This is a genomic window from Paenibacillus thiaminolyticus (assembly GCF_003591545.1).
Classification (GTDB): Bacteria; Bacillota; Bacilli; order Paenibacillales; family Paenibacillaceae; genus Paenibacillus_B; species Paenibacillus_B thiaminolyticus_A.
The window spans coordinates 45,435-60,886 of sequence record NZ_QYZD01000013.1 but is presented as its reverse complement, the minus strand read 5'-3'; the positions used below and the strand labels follow the sequence as shown (position 1 = coordinate 60,886).

Below are 15,452 nucleotides of genomic sequence, written 5' to 3'. Positions count from 1 at the left end.
TTTTAGTGCCGAGTCACGCGGGCAATGATCTGCTCCAGATCCATCTCAAGGAGCGACTGCAGCCGCAAATCGGCTTGCTCAAACGTAAATCCTTGTGTGAGCGCATTCGGCACCACAACGCAATAGACACCCGCGGCTTTGGCGGCCTGGAGCCCGAACAACGAATCCTCAAACGTGATCGCCTCCTGTGGCTGGATGCTCAGTCCGGCTAGGGCCTCGCGATAGATTTGGGGATCCGGCTTGGAGCGGATCACGTCCTCCTTCGTGCGAATGCAATCGAAATAATCCAGCAGCCCGTACTTCTTCACATAGCCGACAGCCCAATCATAATGGGCGCTGGTCGCCAATCCGATCCGCAGCCCGCGCCGCTTGCCCTCCTCCAGCTTCTCGACGACGCCCGGCAACAAGTCTGCCGTGGCGATCATGCCGCGAAAGACTTCTCCGTGGCGGGACCGAATCTCGTCGTGATCAAGCGGAGTACCGATCACCTGCTCCAAATGGCGGCAAGCGCGCTGCACCGAGTCGGTCGATCCCGTCCATTGGCTCCATACGTCCAGGGGCATCTCATAATCATACTGCCTGCATATTTCTTGAAAAGCGATAAATTCGGTCGTTTCCGTATCCAGAATAAGTCCGTCAAAATCAAACAAGATCGCTTTAATCACGGCTTCTCCCCACCTGTCTCTCCTTCTCGTGAACGAGCTTTTATAGCGAGCTTTGCTGTGAACGTGTTTCGCTGTGACATGCTTTGCTGTGAACGTGTTTCGCTGTGACGTGCTTTGCTGTGACGTGCTTGTGCTGGGACGTACGTTGCTGTAACAAGCTTTACGACGAACGCGAACGCTCCGCCACAAATTCGGCCAGCAAGCGGGCCCCGTAGCCTGTGGCTCCGGCAGCGACGTACCCGGCCGTGGACGCGGCCTCCTTCATGGCCGCCATATCAATATGAGCCCATCTCATGGACGGATGCACGAAGTGGCGCAAGAACAACGCCGCCGTAATCGCTCCGGCCTCGCCAACCCGGCTGATATTGCATATATCCGCATAATCGCTTGCCAAGTAGCCCGCATATTCCTCCGCGAGCGGAAGCTCCCATACCTTCTCCCCCGTGACCCGGCCCAGGCTCCGGAGCGCCGACACGGTGGGCTCGTCTCCCCAGATCCCCGCATACTTCGAACCGAGTGCGCCTTGGCAGGAGTACGTCAGCGTCGCCATATCGACTACTTCCTTAGCTCCGATCGCATTCGCATAAATCAACGCGTCCGCCAGCACGAGCCGGCCTTCCGAATCGGTATTGCCGACCTGAACCGAGACGCCGTTCGGGTACGTCAATACATCTCCCGGCAGCAGCGCGCTGCCGTCCGGCATATTTTCGGCGGCGGGGATGATTGCCGCCACATTGGCCCGGATTCCGCTGCGGCGGATAATCTCAATCGCGCCGATGACGGCGGCCGCCCCGCCCATGTCAATTCTCATATCGCTTATATCATGATCCCGCTTCAGACTGATTCCGCCCGTATCGAAGGTTATTCCTTTCCCTACGAGCGCAATAAGCTCCATGGACGGATCAGTGCAATAACGCATTTCGATCAGGACGGGCGGATAGGGGCTTCCTTGACCGACGCCGATCAACCCGCACATTTGCCGCGCCGCCAGCTCCTCGCCCTCGTAGCATGCCACCTGCACGCCACTGGCGGCGAACCGTGCCGCCACGCGCTCTGCGAGCGTCTTCGGCCGCATATGATTGGCCGGCTCGTTGCCAATATCGCGCGCAAACGCGATGCCCGCGGCGCGCGCCTCCCCAAGCGCAATCGCCTCCTCCAAGCCGGCCTGAGGCTCAAGAGCGAGGCGGACGGTCTCCACATATCGGACCGCTTGCTTCGATTTATATTTGTCGAAGGCATACGTCCCCAGTAGCCAGCCTTCGACCCAGGCGGCCACCGCCTCCCGCATGTCGCCGATGTCCTCGCATCCGTCCAGGCATACCGCGGCGGTGCACAGCTTGTGCTGCTCCGCGGCGCGCGCCGCATTGCCGGCAGCCTCGCGCAGACCTTCCGGTTCGAACGACTGCAGGCTTCCGAGCCCGACGAGCAGCTGATGCTGCTCGTCCTGCTTGTCGTAATACCAGGTGACGGCCCCGCGCTCACCCATATGTTGATGGAGCGGAAGCGATTGAAAGGGAGCTGCTGCCGTTTCCAGGAAAATAGGATAGATAATGACTTGTGCCGCTTCTGTGCTGCCTATCGTGAACTTCATGACTGCACCGTGCCATCGTCTAGACGGAGCCAGGTACGGAAGTCGCGCTTGCCTTCCGCCAATTCAATGACCCGCGCGCCCCGCTGCAAGCGGCCGTAGCAGTTATAGCCCGTCGTACGGCCGAAGCCGAGCGATATGCCTTGTAGCGCTCCGATATAATCATTATCGTGATCATGGCCCACGAAAGTAGCCATCACATCGCCCATCTCCACCATTTTCGCGAACAGGCCGGAGTTTAATTTGGGCGCGCACACCCGTTCAAATTTATTGCCGCTGATATTTCCGGCCCGCCACACCTCGTCATATTCCGGCAGCGGAATATGGAAGAAGGCCAAGGAAGGCAGCGGCGCCCCGCTGCGCTGCGTCGTCTCTCTCGACACCTGCGCGTACCATTCCACCTGATCGCTGTGAATCCATTCGTAGCCGCCGATATGCTTCGGCGCTTCACAGCCGGAATCGAGAAAATACAGCATCGCCGCCTCCCTCTCCCCGGCCGAACTATGAACGGGCAGCGAATAATTGCCAACGCCGCTTAGATCGGCCGGTCCCGGCTCGGCCAGGCATGTGGCGCTCTCCCGCATCACATCCATTAACTGCTCGCGGCTTACGCTTCCTTCCGCGTCATGATTGCCGAACACGGCCGCCCAGGGAAGGCCGGATCGCACGGCGGGGGAAATAGCGAGGCGCAAGCCTTTCCTCGGATCGTCCACGCCGTGGCTCCAGCACAGATCTCCCGTGTACACGATAAGATCGGGCTGCTCCTGCTCGATCAGCCGCTCCATCAAGGCAACGGATTGCCTATCTTGCTCCGCCCCATCCGTGCCGTCGCCGATATGAACGTCGGTGAACTGCAATATTTTGAATGTGCCGTCTTCCCGGAATGATAAATGGTTCGCCATGCCCTTATCTCCCCTCGAATTCAACGCATACGGTCGCCATCGCGGCTGCGCCGACATCGAATGTAATTTTGCTGCCATGGACGTCAATGTCCGATCCATCGATCGGCTGCTCGACGATCGATACAAAATAAGCTCTTCTCACCGCTTGCCCGAACGCCAGCGTGACGCTCGTCCGTTCGCCTTCCGTCTCATACAGGCGCACGATCCAACGGTTCGCCGCGGAGCCTTCCGCCATTTTAATCGCAGACAGCGCCACCTGTCCCCGCTCCAGCGTGACGAAGCTGCCCGTCTGTGGCAGCGTCCCCTTGCGGGCGCGCACGGATATGGCTTCGATCGGATTCTGAAAATGATAGGACTGCTCCAGCATCTGCTGCGTATCATGATAATCGGTCAGCCCTACGGCGAACCGGAACTGATGCTTGCCGATCTCCGGATACGGATCCGGGCTATGGGAGCCGCGCAGCAGAGTGACCGCCAGCGAGCGGCTGCCGCTCCGGAAGCCATGCTTCGCATCGGCGACCAGCATCACCGCGCGATCGATGCCGCTATCCGCCGGAATCGCTGCGGCGAAGCTGTTGGCCGGCACGTCCAGGTCGATGCCCTCTCTCTCCATCGTGCCGAAGGGAACGTCATATTGATAAGACCTGCAGTCATATGACACCGGCAGATAGAAATTCAACTGCGGCGTAAAGCTGTCCTTGCTTCCGCTCTCATGCCAGTCGCATTCGACGTTATACACCAAGGCGCTGCTATCGCGATCCAGCGACACGGTTGCCTTCAGCGTCGAATCCCGGAAGCTCGTCCGGAATGTAAGGGATTGGCGAAGCAAATGATCGCCAAGCTCGCAGCTGTCCAGCGTCCACTTCGCCAGCGGCTCCACATGGCGGTATCTGCCGACGAGCCAGGCATTTCCGCCCCCGTTGAACGTATCCTCCTCCACAAATCGGAACACGCCCGCCGGTTGCGCCGGATCGGCATAGTCGCGGTTCGTACGCTTGTCGATCAGCGAAGCCATCGTGAATTGCTGCGGATCGAACCGGACGGCAATATGCTCGTTCTCCAGCGCGAATTCGTACTTCTCATTCGGCGGCAAATTCTGCCCGGCCAAATAAAAATCATTGGCGGACAACCGCTTCATATCACCTTCCTTCTCGGTCATGACATAGGTGCTGTAGCCGATGGCGGGCACGTTCACCTTCAGAAGCACCCGCAAAAAGTAATGGCCCCAATACTCAATGAAGCCTCTGTCGATATATTGAAACGGAACGCTCTGCCCTTCGCTGTCATGGAATTGAATGCTGTCCACATGGCCGTTCCAATCCCAGATCACAATGTCCGCCAGCTCTTCGCGATCGCGGACGGAGGAATTGAACAGATGGAAGATGCGCGTCTTCCCGCGGCCGCGTTCGCTCGCCCCCATCCGGAACAAATGAACGCCTACGCCGGGTCCGGCACCTTCGGACATGCTCTCGCGCACATCCTCATCGGCGACAATATAAGCCGACGTATCGATGAGTTCGGCCAGCTTGCGGATGGCGTAGCTTTTCTTGCTCCCGGCCGTCGCCATAATCTCCTGGAACGAAGCCATCGCATGTTCTCTCGTCTCCACCACGCATGAGCCGGGCAAAATATCATGAAATTGATTGAAGCAGGCCTGCTTCCAGGCCGCGCCCAGTTCCTCGCCGAAATAGCGGGCCCGTGTATATAAAGAAGCGATGCTGCTGAACAGCTCGGCTTCGCCGAGCAACCGTTCCGACACCCGGTTCGCCAGCTTGATTCTCGACTCCGAGCTGTAGCACCCGGTAAATATAAAATTCAGCTCATCGCGAATGACCGGCAAGCTGTCCGCCGCTTGCTCCGTCAAAGCAAAAAAGTCGCGGTACGTTCCGAATCGAATACATGGGAAAATCGGCCAGGTCTGCATATCCAAAATCCGTTCGATGTCGCGGCGCGTCGGCCCGCCGCCATGATCGCCGACGCCGTACACCTTCAGCATCGTCGTCATCTTCGTCCGCGCGCAGAACTCCGGCACCGTAAGCGCCATCGCCGGCTCGATGCGGGAATCATACCAGTGCGGCTCCTTGTAGGCGATGACGGAGCGGCCTGACGGGGATTCCCACCTGAACAGCGGGTTGCCGTTATCGTTGTGGCCCCGGCAATAATAGTAATACTTCACGCCGGCATGATGCAGCGCTTCCGGAACATTGATGCTATGCCCGAACGTGTCCGGCTCGAAATCGATTTGCAGGCTGTCTGGATCGAGATCGAACAGGCCGGACAGATAAGTCTTGGCATACAGCAGTTGTCTGGCCATACTCTCGCCGCTCGGCATGTTCTTGTCCGCTTCGACCCAGGTGGAAGCCGTGACCTCCCATCGCCCCTCCTTGACCCGGGCCTTAATCTCCTCCAGCATCTCGGGATCGTATTGCTCCACGATCTGATATGCGGCCGCCTGCGAATGAGAGAAAATATAGTCCGGATACTCTTCCAGCAGATCGAGCATCGTGCGGAACGTGTTCAACGTCGCGGATACCGTCTCCGCCCAGCCCCACAGGAAGTTCATGTCGAGATGCGCATGGGCCGCGCAAAGAAGCGTATAGCTCTTGGCGGCCGGCCCGCATGCGGCCAGCATGCTCTCCGCCTGGCGCGCGCTCCGCTCCGCGATGACACCTTCGTCATCGAGGCGGGCATGGAGCCATTCGACGACAGGGATCAGGGCCTCATCCCACTGGCGCTCCTGAACGAGGGAGACACGGTTCATGTACTCCAGTTGCGATACGATTCGTTCTCCCCAGTAACCCGAGGGAGTTCTCTCCTTCAACGCCGTCAGCTTGCCATGAAGTTCGTTCGTATTCATTGGTTCCATTCTCCTAACGTATCGCGATAAGCTTCCAAGTAATCGTCTACAAGCTCCTTCGCCAGAGAATACGAATTCACCAGCGGGTGAACCGAGAGCGATTTCACAGCTAGACTTCGCGATTTCTTCGCGACCGCCTCCACCGTCAGCCGTTCGAACAGCTTCACCGATTTCATCAACAGATGCATATCTTCAGGAACGGCGCCTATTGGGACCGGATGAGCCCCGTCCTTATCAATCGTGCACGAAATCTCGACGACATCGTCATCCTCGAACCCGGCGATGCTCCCCTCGTTCGGCACCGACAGCACGATATTGTTCTCGCGTCCGGTCTGCAGCGATTCCACGAAATCAAGCATGACGCCCGCATAGCCGAGCGTCTCGGGAAGCGTCAACTCCTCCATCGGCAGCATCTCCTTCGCCTCGGAATTCGTTTCCGCCGCCATATAGGACGCTTCCCGCTTTTGCGTGTAGTACAGATACGTTTGAAGCGCCAATTGAGGGTTGGCGTCGATATCCATCCGCTTCAGCTCGTCCAGCATCGCCTGATTGTTCAGCGCAATCATTTGTCCCCGCGTCATTGCCGCCTGTTGAATGTTCGCGAGCGATTTTTCGCGATGGTAGTAATAATATAAGTACTCATTCGGCAAATAAGGCAGCTCCCGCAGCAAATCGGGATCGAACATTTTCAATTCCTCGACCGTGTTCACAAAAGCCGGATCACTTTTCAATTCGGGCAGCAGATCCTTGCCTTCAACCATCAGCTTGCTGATCCAGGACAGATGGTTCAGGCCGAACACTTCGGTGCGCAGCTTCCGTTCATCTATACCTAGCGCCTCCGCAATGCGAAGCTTCGTATGGCTCGGCGTATCGCAAATCCCGATGACGCGGTCGTAGCCATAGCTTCTCAGCGCTTGCGTCACCAGACCGGAAGGATTCGAGAAGTTGAAGATCCACGCGTCCGGCGCGACCTCCTTCGCTAATTCGCAATAATCCCGCAATACCGGAATCGTTCGGAGCGCCATGGAGAAGCCGGCCGGTCCGGTCGTCTCCTGCCCGAGCAAGCCGTGATCGAGTGCAATCTTCTCATCGATATACCGCGATTGCTCCTTCCCCACGCGGATTGTCGTGACGATATAATCCGCTCCTTGCAGCGCCGCGCAGGCGTCCATCGTCGTGTCGAGCTGAAGATCGATGCCGCTCTGCTCAATGACGATCCGGCACAGCTTGCCGATGATCGCCAGCTGCTCCTCGTCCGTGTCATGGAGCACCAGTTGCGTAATCCCGGTCTGCTCCGCTTTTAAGGTCAGACTTTTCGTGAACAAGACGGCCCGCACGCCGCCGCCGCCAATTAATGCTAGTTTCATAGATAGCTCCTCCCGCCTTATGGATTACCCGGCCGATGCGGCCGCGATGAATTGCTCTAGCGTATCAATATCCGTAATGCCCGTGCTTCCTCCATAATCCATAACGGAGCAAGCACCGCACGCATTTCCGTACAACAAGCATTCCTCCACCGGCTTGCCCGCCAAGTAACCGAACATATATCCGGCATTGAAAGCGTCGCCGGCACCAGTCGTGTCCACGGAATTCACCTGAAAGCCCGCGCGGCGCGCTACCTGACCGTCAATGCAGGCGATCGCTCCTTTGGAGCTCATCTTAATGACAAAATGCGAGGAGTGCTGACTTAGCTTCGCGATGCTGTCCTCTTCGCAAGAACAGCGGGTATAGTGCGACGCTTCCGCTTCGTTCATGAAAAAGATGTCAACCGTCTTCATCAATTCATAAATACCTTCATACCACTCGCCCGTATCGTCCCAGCCGACATCGCAGGACAAGGTAACGCCCATCGCTTTCAGCTTGGCTGCCATCTGCATATAATCGTCATGATTGCTGCGTCCGCGGTAGCCGGTCAAATGCACATGTCTTGCCAGCTCGACGCTCCTCAGATTAAGCTGCCGCAGATCAAGTTCTTGGTTCGTCCCCATATACGTGATGAACGAGCGGTCTTTGTCCGAATTCAACGCAATCGATATGCCGGTGTGATTCCGTTCGCTCAGTTGAATATATTGCGTATCCACGCCATGCTTATGGAACTCGTTCAAAATGTACCGCCCGTCGCCGTCTTTTCCCAATACGCCATTGAAAGCCAGCTTCAATCCCAGCTTCGCCAGGGACAGGGTGAACAGCGCCGCTCCTCCGCCGACATGGACCTGCATCTGGTCAGCGAAGACTTCTTCTCCTGGAGCCGGCAGCTCGTGACAGCCGACCACGACCAGATCGATATTCGCGTCTCCAATGACGACTGCGTCATATTTTTTCAATAGCCTTCCCCTCATCTCTGCCTCTCTTCGAAATGTTGTCATGATAGCTATGGTATCGTTACCAGAACTGGATAAAAAAAATTACTTTATCTTTCTGGTGCTATCCCGGATAACAAGCTCATGCGGTAAAATGATATCCTGATTCAGACTGGCCGGTTCCGTGATCAGACGGAGCAAAGCCTTGACCGATTCCGTGCCCATCCGCTGAATCGGCTGCTGCATCGAAGTGAGCCGCGGGCGAATGATCTCGGTGAACGGGCTTCCGTCGAAGCCGATAATCGAGATATGCTCCGGCACCTTCAATTGGTGGTCGCTGATGCAGTTCATCGCTCCCAGCGCCATGTCGTCACTGACGGCGAATACCGCCGTCGGCATCGGATCGCATTGCAGCAGCTCCTCCATCAACGCATATCCGCTCTGAAGCTTGTAATCGCCGAATTTGATATATTCATATACAATCGGAATCTCATAGGTGGCTAACGCATTGCGGTACGCGGCATATCGATTTTGACCGGACGTAATATCCCTCATGTCACCCCCGATGAACCCAATCCGGATGTGGCCGAGCGAGATTAAATACTCCGTCGCTTCATAAGCTGCCTCGTAATCGTCGATAATTACGGAATGGAACTTCCGGTTCACCGGCTTCACGCTTGAGAAGATGACAGGAATATTCGATTTATCTAAAAATTGCTTGATTTCGTTATTGATCTTCTCATGCATAATAATGATGCCTTCGACGCGCATCTCCTGGAACACGTTCAAATATTTCATTTCCTTGTCGATATCTTCGATAATATTACAGACAAGCAGATTGTAGCCGTTCTCGCTCGCCTCTTCCTCCACGCTGCTCAAAATGGTCGAGTAGAAGCTGGATGCGAGATCGGGCACGATAACCCCGATTAAGTTCGTTTTCTGGCGCACCAGACTTCTGGCGATATGATTCGGACTGTAATCCAGCTCCTCAATGGCCGCCAGCACTTTTCGCTTCAATTCCTCCGTTACATACTTCTCATTATTCAACACTCGCGATACGGTCGTAACCGATACGCCCGCTTTCCGGGCCACATCTTTAATTCGCACTGCCATAGTCCACCGATTCCTTTACCCCATACGATATATATTGTTCCTGCTAGGCATGTTGTTCCACGAATAAAGGCTGGGAGAACGCTCCATAGCCTCCTTCGAGATATGCCGCGATTCGAACATAGCCTTCATCCCCGGTGCATTGGTACTGGACGCGGTTCAGGCGGCCTGTTTCTTCATGTATTACTTGGCCTTCTTTTCCAATCAGCGTAACATATTTATATATTCGATTCAATCTCTCATTCGCAGGCAGATCAACGGTAATCAGCCCGTCCTCGGCATGGATCCCGGCGAAATAAAACCCGGTAGATACATAGAAACTGCCCGCCTTGACGGCTTCCAAAATGCTTTCGTTCGTATTCCGCTCCGCGAGCACCATATTCCAAGAGCGCTTCTCCTGACCATACACATGGAAGTCATCATTACCGAAGCCCCATACGGTCCGGCCCGCACTTAGCAGCTGATCCCACTTGTCGAAGGCCACGTCATACTCGGGGTTGCCGTCGCCGTTCACAATCTCAATGCCCGTATAGCCGGTCATGCTCAGCATATCCTCCAATCGCCAAAATTGCGAGAAATACCGGTTCGGATGCGCCAAAATGCTGATTCCGCCATTGGCAAGGCAGGCATCGGACAAACGCTGATAGTTGTCGATCGTAAACGTATTATAATAGCCTTCCATAATCGAACTCGGCGGCTGGACAAGCAGCATATGCGCTTCAGGACTGCTCACCTCCATCGCTTCAAATACCGTCGGAATACGCCGCTCTCCTTCATGAGCCGTGATGACATCATGATCCGAGATGCCCAAATAATCATACTGCCCGTACATCTGATAGACAATTTCAAGCGGCTGCGTGCCGCATTGGCTGTTGTTCGTATGATTGTGAAAGCTGCCTTTCAGCCATACTCCCTGCTTGTCATATGGATTTTTGATCGTTATCACGATGAACAGCCTCGCTTTCTCCCTTATTCTTTGACCGATCCGATCATGACGCCTTCGGCAAAAAACTTCTGCACAAACGGATACACGCAAATGATCGGCGTGACGACAACGATAATGGTAGCCATCTTCAAAGAATTGCCCGTCACTTGCATCTTCTCCAAAATCTCATACGAGGTCGTGCCCGCGTTTTGCATCAATGCGGCGCGAATCGCGTCTTGCCTCGTCAGCATCTCTTGCAGAAGCGTCGATACCGGCCTCAGATTCGTCTTTTGGACATAGAACGCTCCGGTGAACCAATCATTCCAATGACCAACCGCGTTGAACAGACTGATGACCGCAATGACCGGCTTGCTGAGCGGCATAATAATGCGGATGAAGGTCGTAAAATCATTGCAGCCGTCCAGCTTCGCGGACTCTTCCAGACTGACGCTAATCTGCGAGAAGAACGTCCTCATAATGATAATATTCCACGCGCTGTACAATCCGGGAATGACATAGACCCAGATCGTATTGACGAGATGAAGCTGCTTCAACAGCATATAGTACGGAATGACGCCGCCGCTGAACAGCATCGTGAAGAAAATCATAAGCGTAAAAAATTTGACCCCCGGGAGTGTCTTGCTCTTCAAGGTGTAGGCGGCCATCGCCGTCAGGAATACGCTGAAGAAGGTGCCCACAACCGTTCTGAAAAGCGTGATCGCGTACGCGCCCAAAATATTGGACGAGCTGAACACTTCTTGATAATTCTCCAACGTCCATACCCGAGGCCAGAAGAAAATGCCTCCTCGTTCCGCATCTTTCCCCGCATTGAACGACAGCGCAAATATATTGAGAAACGGAAGAATAATCGACAGGCATAGTAAGATAATGACGACATAGATGACGATGCGGTATATTTTTTCGCCTGTAGAAACTTTATAGAAATCGTTCACAGTCGTTCCCCTTTCCTTATGAATTAGGCGGGAATACATCCCCGCGGAAGCTCCTGTCCCCCGGGGACAAGAGCCTCTGCGGATCTTGTCTGCGTGCCGCTTACTGCGAAGGACTCAGCACGATCGGCGTGGCCGGATCCTTGCTCTTTTGCTCCAGCAGTTGAATATAGCCTTGCAGATCGGCCGCTTCCAGCTGCTTATTCACGGACTCCATAATTTTGGCCGCTTCGGCCTTCGACTTCGAATAATACGCCCGGACTAAGCTCTCATTATAGTTGTCCAATGCCGTTTTCAGCTCTGTTCCCTTTTCATATTCGCCCAGGAAGGAGAGCGGACCGTAGCCGTCTTGGATTTTGGCGTTTTTATATTTCTCGTCCCAGCCGAAATAATCGGCGATGTTGTTCGGGCCTTCATTTTCTGCCGGGAATGCGGCGTTTCCATATTCCGCTTCGCCGAAGTCGGCTACCGGATCGAGATCCGTATTGCCAAGGTACTCGCCCCATGTGTCGCCAGCGCCCTGGAAGGCAAGCTGCTGCGCGGCCTTCGGATCCTGCTTCTTCAGATCGATGACTTCCTGCTTCACGATCGGATTGCCGTTCTCGTCCAGCGTGTAATCGCGGCCTTCGATCCCGTACTGCCACAACAGCTTGCCTTCACGGCTGGCCAGGAAATCAGCGAACTTCACGATCTCCTCCGGCCGTTCCGTCGTAGCCGGGATCGCCCAGACGTTGTAGCCGGATTTATAAGTCAATTCCATCTGATACGGGCCTTCCACGCTGTCCAACGGACCGATCGGCAAGTAATGCATATCTTTATTGAACTCCAGGTAGTTATGCATATCGGAAATAATGGCGAACGATCCGTTCAGCGCCCCTTCTGTCGCTCGCGTCTCGTCCATCGTATAGTACTCAGGATGAATCAAGCCTTCATTGAGCAGCTTCTGGACGAATTCGATCCGCTTCATCGGGTACTCCGTCTGGCTCTCGTGCTTGATTACGCCGTCGCTGTCCCGGAAAAATCCTTCATCTCCCCACCACAGATCGGAGTAAAGGTAACTGTTGTCATTGCCGCCCCAATAACGAGGCCCGATCGGATATATATCTTTGCCGTTCTCGTCTTTGAAGTTACCGGCTTTAATTTTTTTCGCCAATTCATACAATTGCTCGGAGGTCGTAATCGACTTCGGATCCACATTCAGCGCTTCCGCAATATCTTTGCGGATATGCGGGCCCCCTACCCATTTCCGGGTTTCCTGTCCGCCCTCGCGGTTCATCCGCATATGCACGAAATACGCTGAGCCGTTGAATTCCGGGCGGAACATAACGCCGTTTTTCGTATCGACCGGCAAATAGCCGTCTTCGAAATATTTGCTGTAAATCTTCGTATCCTTCAAATAAGGCGATAAGTCCGTAAACATCCCTTCACGCGCCGCCTTGAGCAGAACCGGCATTTCCGGCCGGCCGCTATGATTCAAATAGCTGACGATAACATCCGGCAAATCCCCGGTGGCCAGCCCGGCCGTCAAGCCTTCCAGCGAGCTGTTCGCCGGCGTGTTTTCCCACTCCAGCGTAATGCCGGTCAGCTCTTTTATCTTTTTGGCTACCTCGTTATCAATCTGATTCTGGGAAATGTCATTCATGACGCCGTTCATGAAAATCCGCCCTTTAATCGTGCGGTCCGCGATCCAGGTGGCCGGCTTCTCTTCCTTGTCCGCATCCGCGGAGCTGTCTCCTCCCGCTGACTTGCTTCCAGCCCCTCCTCCGCTGCAAGCGCTTAACAACATGATGATCGTAAGCAATAATGCCGTCCACTTTCCCCACTTACTTTTCATGCCTACACCCCTTTTTTAGAATCGATTTATGAAAAACGCCTTTCGGCGCCGTTCATATGATGCATAGCAAGCCGTGGATTCTGGTAACGTTACCATAAAGAAGTGTCGGAAACTTTGCGGGATATTTTATTGGCAACAATGACAAGAATCAGGCCAATAACCCCCTGAACCATCCCGACTGCGGTCGCATAGCCGAACTGGCCGTTCTGCAAGCCGACGCGAATAATATACGTATCCAATATTTCCGCCAAATGCATATTCCCGGGTGTTCGTAACAGATAAATCTGATCGAAGCCCGCCGATAAGATGTTGCCAAGCGACAAAATGAATAAGATGACGATCGTCGGCAATATCGAGGGAAGTGTAATGCTCCAAATTTCGTTCCATTTGTTCGTTCCGTCAATTTTACCGGCTTCATACAGTTCAGGATTGATGCCGGATATGGCCGCCAAATAAATAATCGATTCCCAGCCGATCCCTTTCCATATGTAACTCCAAAACATGATAGAGTAAAAATAATCGCCTTCCATTAGGTAAAAAGTGGAGCCTTCTCCGCCCATAGCGCCGATGGCCTGATTGAGCAGCCCGGTGTCCGGCGCCAAGATGCGTTGCAGCATCCCGACCACGACCACCCAGGAGATAAAATGAGGTAAATAAGAAATGCTTTGCGCAATGCCTTTGAACCGCTTATGTCTCACTTCGTTGAACATGAGCGCCAACACAATCGGAAAAGGCATGCCGACAAACAGCTTCAGCGAACTGATGATGAGCGTATTTTTAATTAGGGTCCAAAATTGATAGTCATTGAAAAAGGTTTCAAAGTAATGAAAGCCAATCCAGGGACTGCCCAGGATGCCCATATTGAACTTGTACTCTTTGAAGGCCAGGATGAGTCCGCCCATCGGAATGTAGTTGAAAATGATAAAGTACACAATGCAGGGCAGCAGCATAAAATATAAATATTTGTGCAGCAAAATTTTTTTCCACAGCTTCCGCCATCTTCCCGAATGGATTCCGGACGCGTGAGCATTCGTGTGCATTCCATCAGTCCTTTCCCTTATCATCTAGGATGTCGTTGGATAAGCGCGGCTCACCTCCATAAGTCTTCTCGGTCGAAAATCGTATGGTATCGATTCCATAAAAATGATAAAAAAAACGAGTGATTCTGCTATTCAATTCTGTTTCCAAGCGTCTTTTTACTACTTTTTGCCTCGTAAGCGCTTTCTCTTGCCTCATTTTATCTGAAATCCTTTCCATAGTCAATAAAAAAAACGAGTGTCCGCTTCAGCAGCAGCTCCTGCTCCTTACCGCTCATACGAAGCACACAGGGTGGCCGCACAGGCAAATCGGTTCGATCGGCTTTGGATTCAGCGCCTCTCCTCCGTGGTCCCGCCTCCATACGTTCACTATCCCGTTCAGTCAGACATATGTTCACTATCCCGTTCGGTCAGACATACGTTCACTATCCCATCTGGTCAGCTGTATGTTGACTCTCCCATTCAGTCAGCTATATGTTCACTATTCCGTTCGGTCAGACATACGTTCTCTATCCCGTTCGGTCAGATATATGTTGACTCTCCCATTCAGTCAGATATATGTTCACTATCCCATTTGGTCAGCCCAGCCTTTCACAAAGATACCACGTGCTGCGCGACCACCCACAGATTTGGGACTGTAATGGTTGAACGAAGGAGCCGGATCCCGGCATAGCGCCCGGCAGAACTTATATGAACCTTTCTCCCTGCAGGATCGTACCTAACTGCTGTAGACGTAAGCTATCCATTGCTTAATAATCTAGCATTATGGAATCTAGCATTGACGTATCATAATTGGCAGGACTTCACGCTTCCTATCGCGTACTAGGAGGAGGAATTATGGAACAGATTCGAAGCATCGCATTGATCTGCGAAGGTCGGGCGCCATATTGCGCGCACCGCAGCGGAAAAAGGGTATCATGTACGGATGCTGACTAGACAGGCTGCCAACATGGCTTCATCGGATAAGCTAATCGAAATCAGAGAGGGAGACGCGCTGGACATCCTCCTGCAGAACCAGCATCTCGATTGGTCGCTTGTTCGCTTGCCGTTCGTCAAGGAAGGACCCTGCAAAGGCAATATCAAAGTCAATCTGTACGATATGCCTGGGTCGTCGATAACGAACTCGGATATTGCAGCTTTTCTCATCGTGAGCTAGAGGACCCTGCTTCGATCAGACAAGCGCCTTTCATCTCACATTGAAGAGCTGACGGCATCAGCATGCTTCTGACCAGGCTCTTGTACATATAACATATAGGACAGAGGCAGCGGAATTCCAACGAATTC

At 53.9% G+C, this 15,452-nt stretch carries 12 protein-coding genes; 1 reads left to right on the top strand and 11 read right to left on the bottom strand.

All coding sequences use genetic code 11. The annotated features are described in order from the left end of the window. Nucleotides 1–2: 2 nt before the first annotated feature. From DQX05_RS15380 to DQX05_RS15330, 11 genes are all read right to left on the bottom strand, one after another. Nucleotides 3–665, bottom strand: coding sequence for an HAD family hydrolase (locus tag DQX05_RS15380; RefSeq protein WP_119794445.1), 663 nt, complete (start codon nucleotides 663–665; stop codon nucleotides 3–5). Between the two features lie 160 nt (nucleotides 666–825). Continuing rightward, a complete protein-coding gene (locus DQX05_RS15375; protein WP_119794444.1) occupies nucleotides 826–2,256 on the bottom strand; it encodes a leucyl aminopeptidase family protein in 1,431 nt (476 codons plus the stop codon). Further along, nucleotides 2,253–3,155 carry a metallophosphoesterase family protein gene (locus DQX05_RS15370; protein WP_119794443.1) on the bottom strand — a complete coding sequence of 301 codons (903 nt, stop codon included), beginning with the start codon at nucleotides 3,153–3,155 and terminating at the stop codon, nucleotides 2,253–2,255. The genes DQX05_RS15375 and DQX05_RS15370 overlap by 4 nt, the downstream gene beginning before the upstream one ends. Before the next feature lie 4 nt (nucleotides 3,156–3,159). Further along, nucleotides 3,160–6,012: an alpha-mannosidase gene (locus tag DQX05_RS15365; RefSeq protein ID WP_119794442.1), complete on the bottom strand. Its 2,853-nt coding sequence runs from the start codon at nucleotides 6,010–6,012 to the stop codon at nucleotides 3,160–3,162. After that, nucleotides 6,009–7,379, bottom strand: coding sequence for a family 4 glycosyl hydrolase (locus DQX05_RS15360; protein ID WP_119794441.1), 1,371 nt, complete (start codon nucleotides 7,377–7,379; stop codon nucleotides 6,009–6,011). The genes DQX05_RS15365 and DQX05_RS15360 overlap by 4 nt, the downstream gene beginning before the upstream one ends. 24 nt (nucleotides 7,380–7,403) lie before the next feature. Next, the gene (locus DQX05_RS15355) at nucleotides 7,404–8,336 is read right to left on the bottom strand and encodes a carbohydrate kinase family protein (RefSeq protein WP_119794440.1); all 933 of its coding nucleotides are present in this window, start codon (nucleotides 8,334–8,336) and stop codon (nucleotides 7,404–7,406) included. Nucleotides 8,337–8,417: 81 nt separating this feature from the next. Further along, nucleotides 8,418–9,425 carry a LacI family DNA-binding transcriptional regulator gene (locus DQX05_RS15350; RefSeq protein WP_119794439.1) on the bottom strand — a complete coding sequence of 336 codons (1,008 nt, stop codon included), beginning with the start codon at nucleotides 9,423–9,425 and terminating at the stop codon, nucleotides 8,418–8,420. Between the two features lie 43 nt (nucleotides 9,426–9,468). Then, nucleotides 9,469–10,368 carry a CehA/McbA family metallohydrolase domain-containing protein gene (locus tag DQX05_RS15345; protein WP_119794438.1) on the bottom strand — a complete coding sequence of 300 codons (900 nt, stop codon included), beginning with the start codon at nucleotides 10,366–10,368 and terminating at the stop codon, nucleotides 9,469–9,471. A 23-nt stretch (nucleotides 10,369–10,391) separates the two neighbouring features. Then, nucleotides 10,392–11,339 carry a carbohydrate ABC transporter permease gene (locus DQX05_RS15340; RefSeq protein ID WP_397335515.1) on the bottom strand — a complete coding sequence of 316 codons (948 nt, stop codon included), beginning with the start codon at nucleotides 11,337–11,339 and terminating at the stop codon, nucleotides 10,392–10,394. 61 nt (nucleotides 11,340–11,400) lie between these two features. Further along, on the bottom strand, nucleotides 11,401–13,131 hold the full coding sequence (locus DQX05_RS15335; RefSeq protein WP_119794437.1) for an extracellular solute-binding protein: 1,731 nt from the start codon (nucleotides 13,129–13,131) through the stop codon (nucleotides 11,401–11,403). Between the two features lie 89 nt (nucleotides 13,132–13,220). Continuing rightward, the gene (locus DQX05_RS15330) at nucleotides 13,221–14,171 is read right to left on the bottom strand and encodes an ABC transporter permease (RefSeq protein ID WP_119794436.1); all 951 of its coding nucleotides are present in this window, start codon (nucleotides 14,169–14,171) and stop codon (nucleotides 13,221–13,223) included. Between the two features lie 922 nt (nucleotides 14,172–15,093). On the opposite strand from DQX05_RS15330, the gene DQX05_RS15320 reads away from it, so the two are divergent. Continuing rightward, nucleotides 15,094–15,324 (top strand): Rossmann-fold NAD(P)-binding domain-containing protein, encoded by a 231-nt coding sequence (locus tag DQX05_RS15320; protein ID WP_259392017.1) that lies wholly within the window; start codon nucleotides 15,094–15,096, stop codon nucleotides 15,322–15,324. The last annotated feature ends 128 nt before the right edge of the window (nucleotides 15,325–15,452 follow it).

Bases quoted from the DNA above. Each gene is read 5' to 3' on its own strand.
- DQX05_RS15375 (WP_119794444.1), bottom strand. From the start codon at position 2,256: ATGAAGTTCACGATAGGCAGCACAGAAGCGGCACAAGTCATTATCTAT.
- DQX05_RS15370 (WP_119794443.1), bottom strand. From the start codon at position 3,155: ATGGCGAACCATTTATCATTCCGGGAAGACGGCACATTCAAAATATTG.
- DQX05_RS15365 (WP_119794442.1), bottom strand. From the start codon at position 6,012: ATGAATACGAACGAACTTCATGGCAAGCTGACGGCGTTGAAGGAGAGA.
- DQX05_RS15360 (WP_119794441.1), bottom strand. From the start codon at position 7,379: ATGAAACTAGCATTAATTGGCGGCGGCGGCGTGCGGGCCGTCTTGTTC.
- DQX05_RS15350 (WP_119794439.1), bottom strand. From the start codon at position 9,425: ATGGCAGTGCGAATTAAAGATGTGGCCCGGAAAGCGGGCGTATCGGTT.
- DQX05_RS15340 (WP_397335515.1), bottom strand. From the start codon at position 11,339: ATGTATTCCCGCCTAATTCATAAGGAAAGGGGAACGACTGTGAACGAT.
- DQX05_RS15335 (WP_119794437.1), bottom strand. From the start codon at position 13,131: ATGAAAAGTAAGTGGGGAAAGTGGACGGCATTATTGCTTACGATCATC.
- DQX05_RS15330 (WP_119794436.1), bottom strand. From the start codon at position 14,171: ATGCACACGAATGCTCACGCGTCCGGAATCCATTCGGGAAGATGGCGG.
- DQX05_RS15320 (WP_259392017.1), top strand. From the start codon at position 15,094: ATGCTGACTAGACAGGCTGCCAACATGGCTTCATCGGATAAGCTAATC.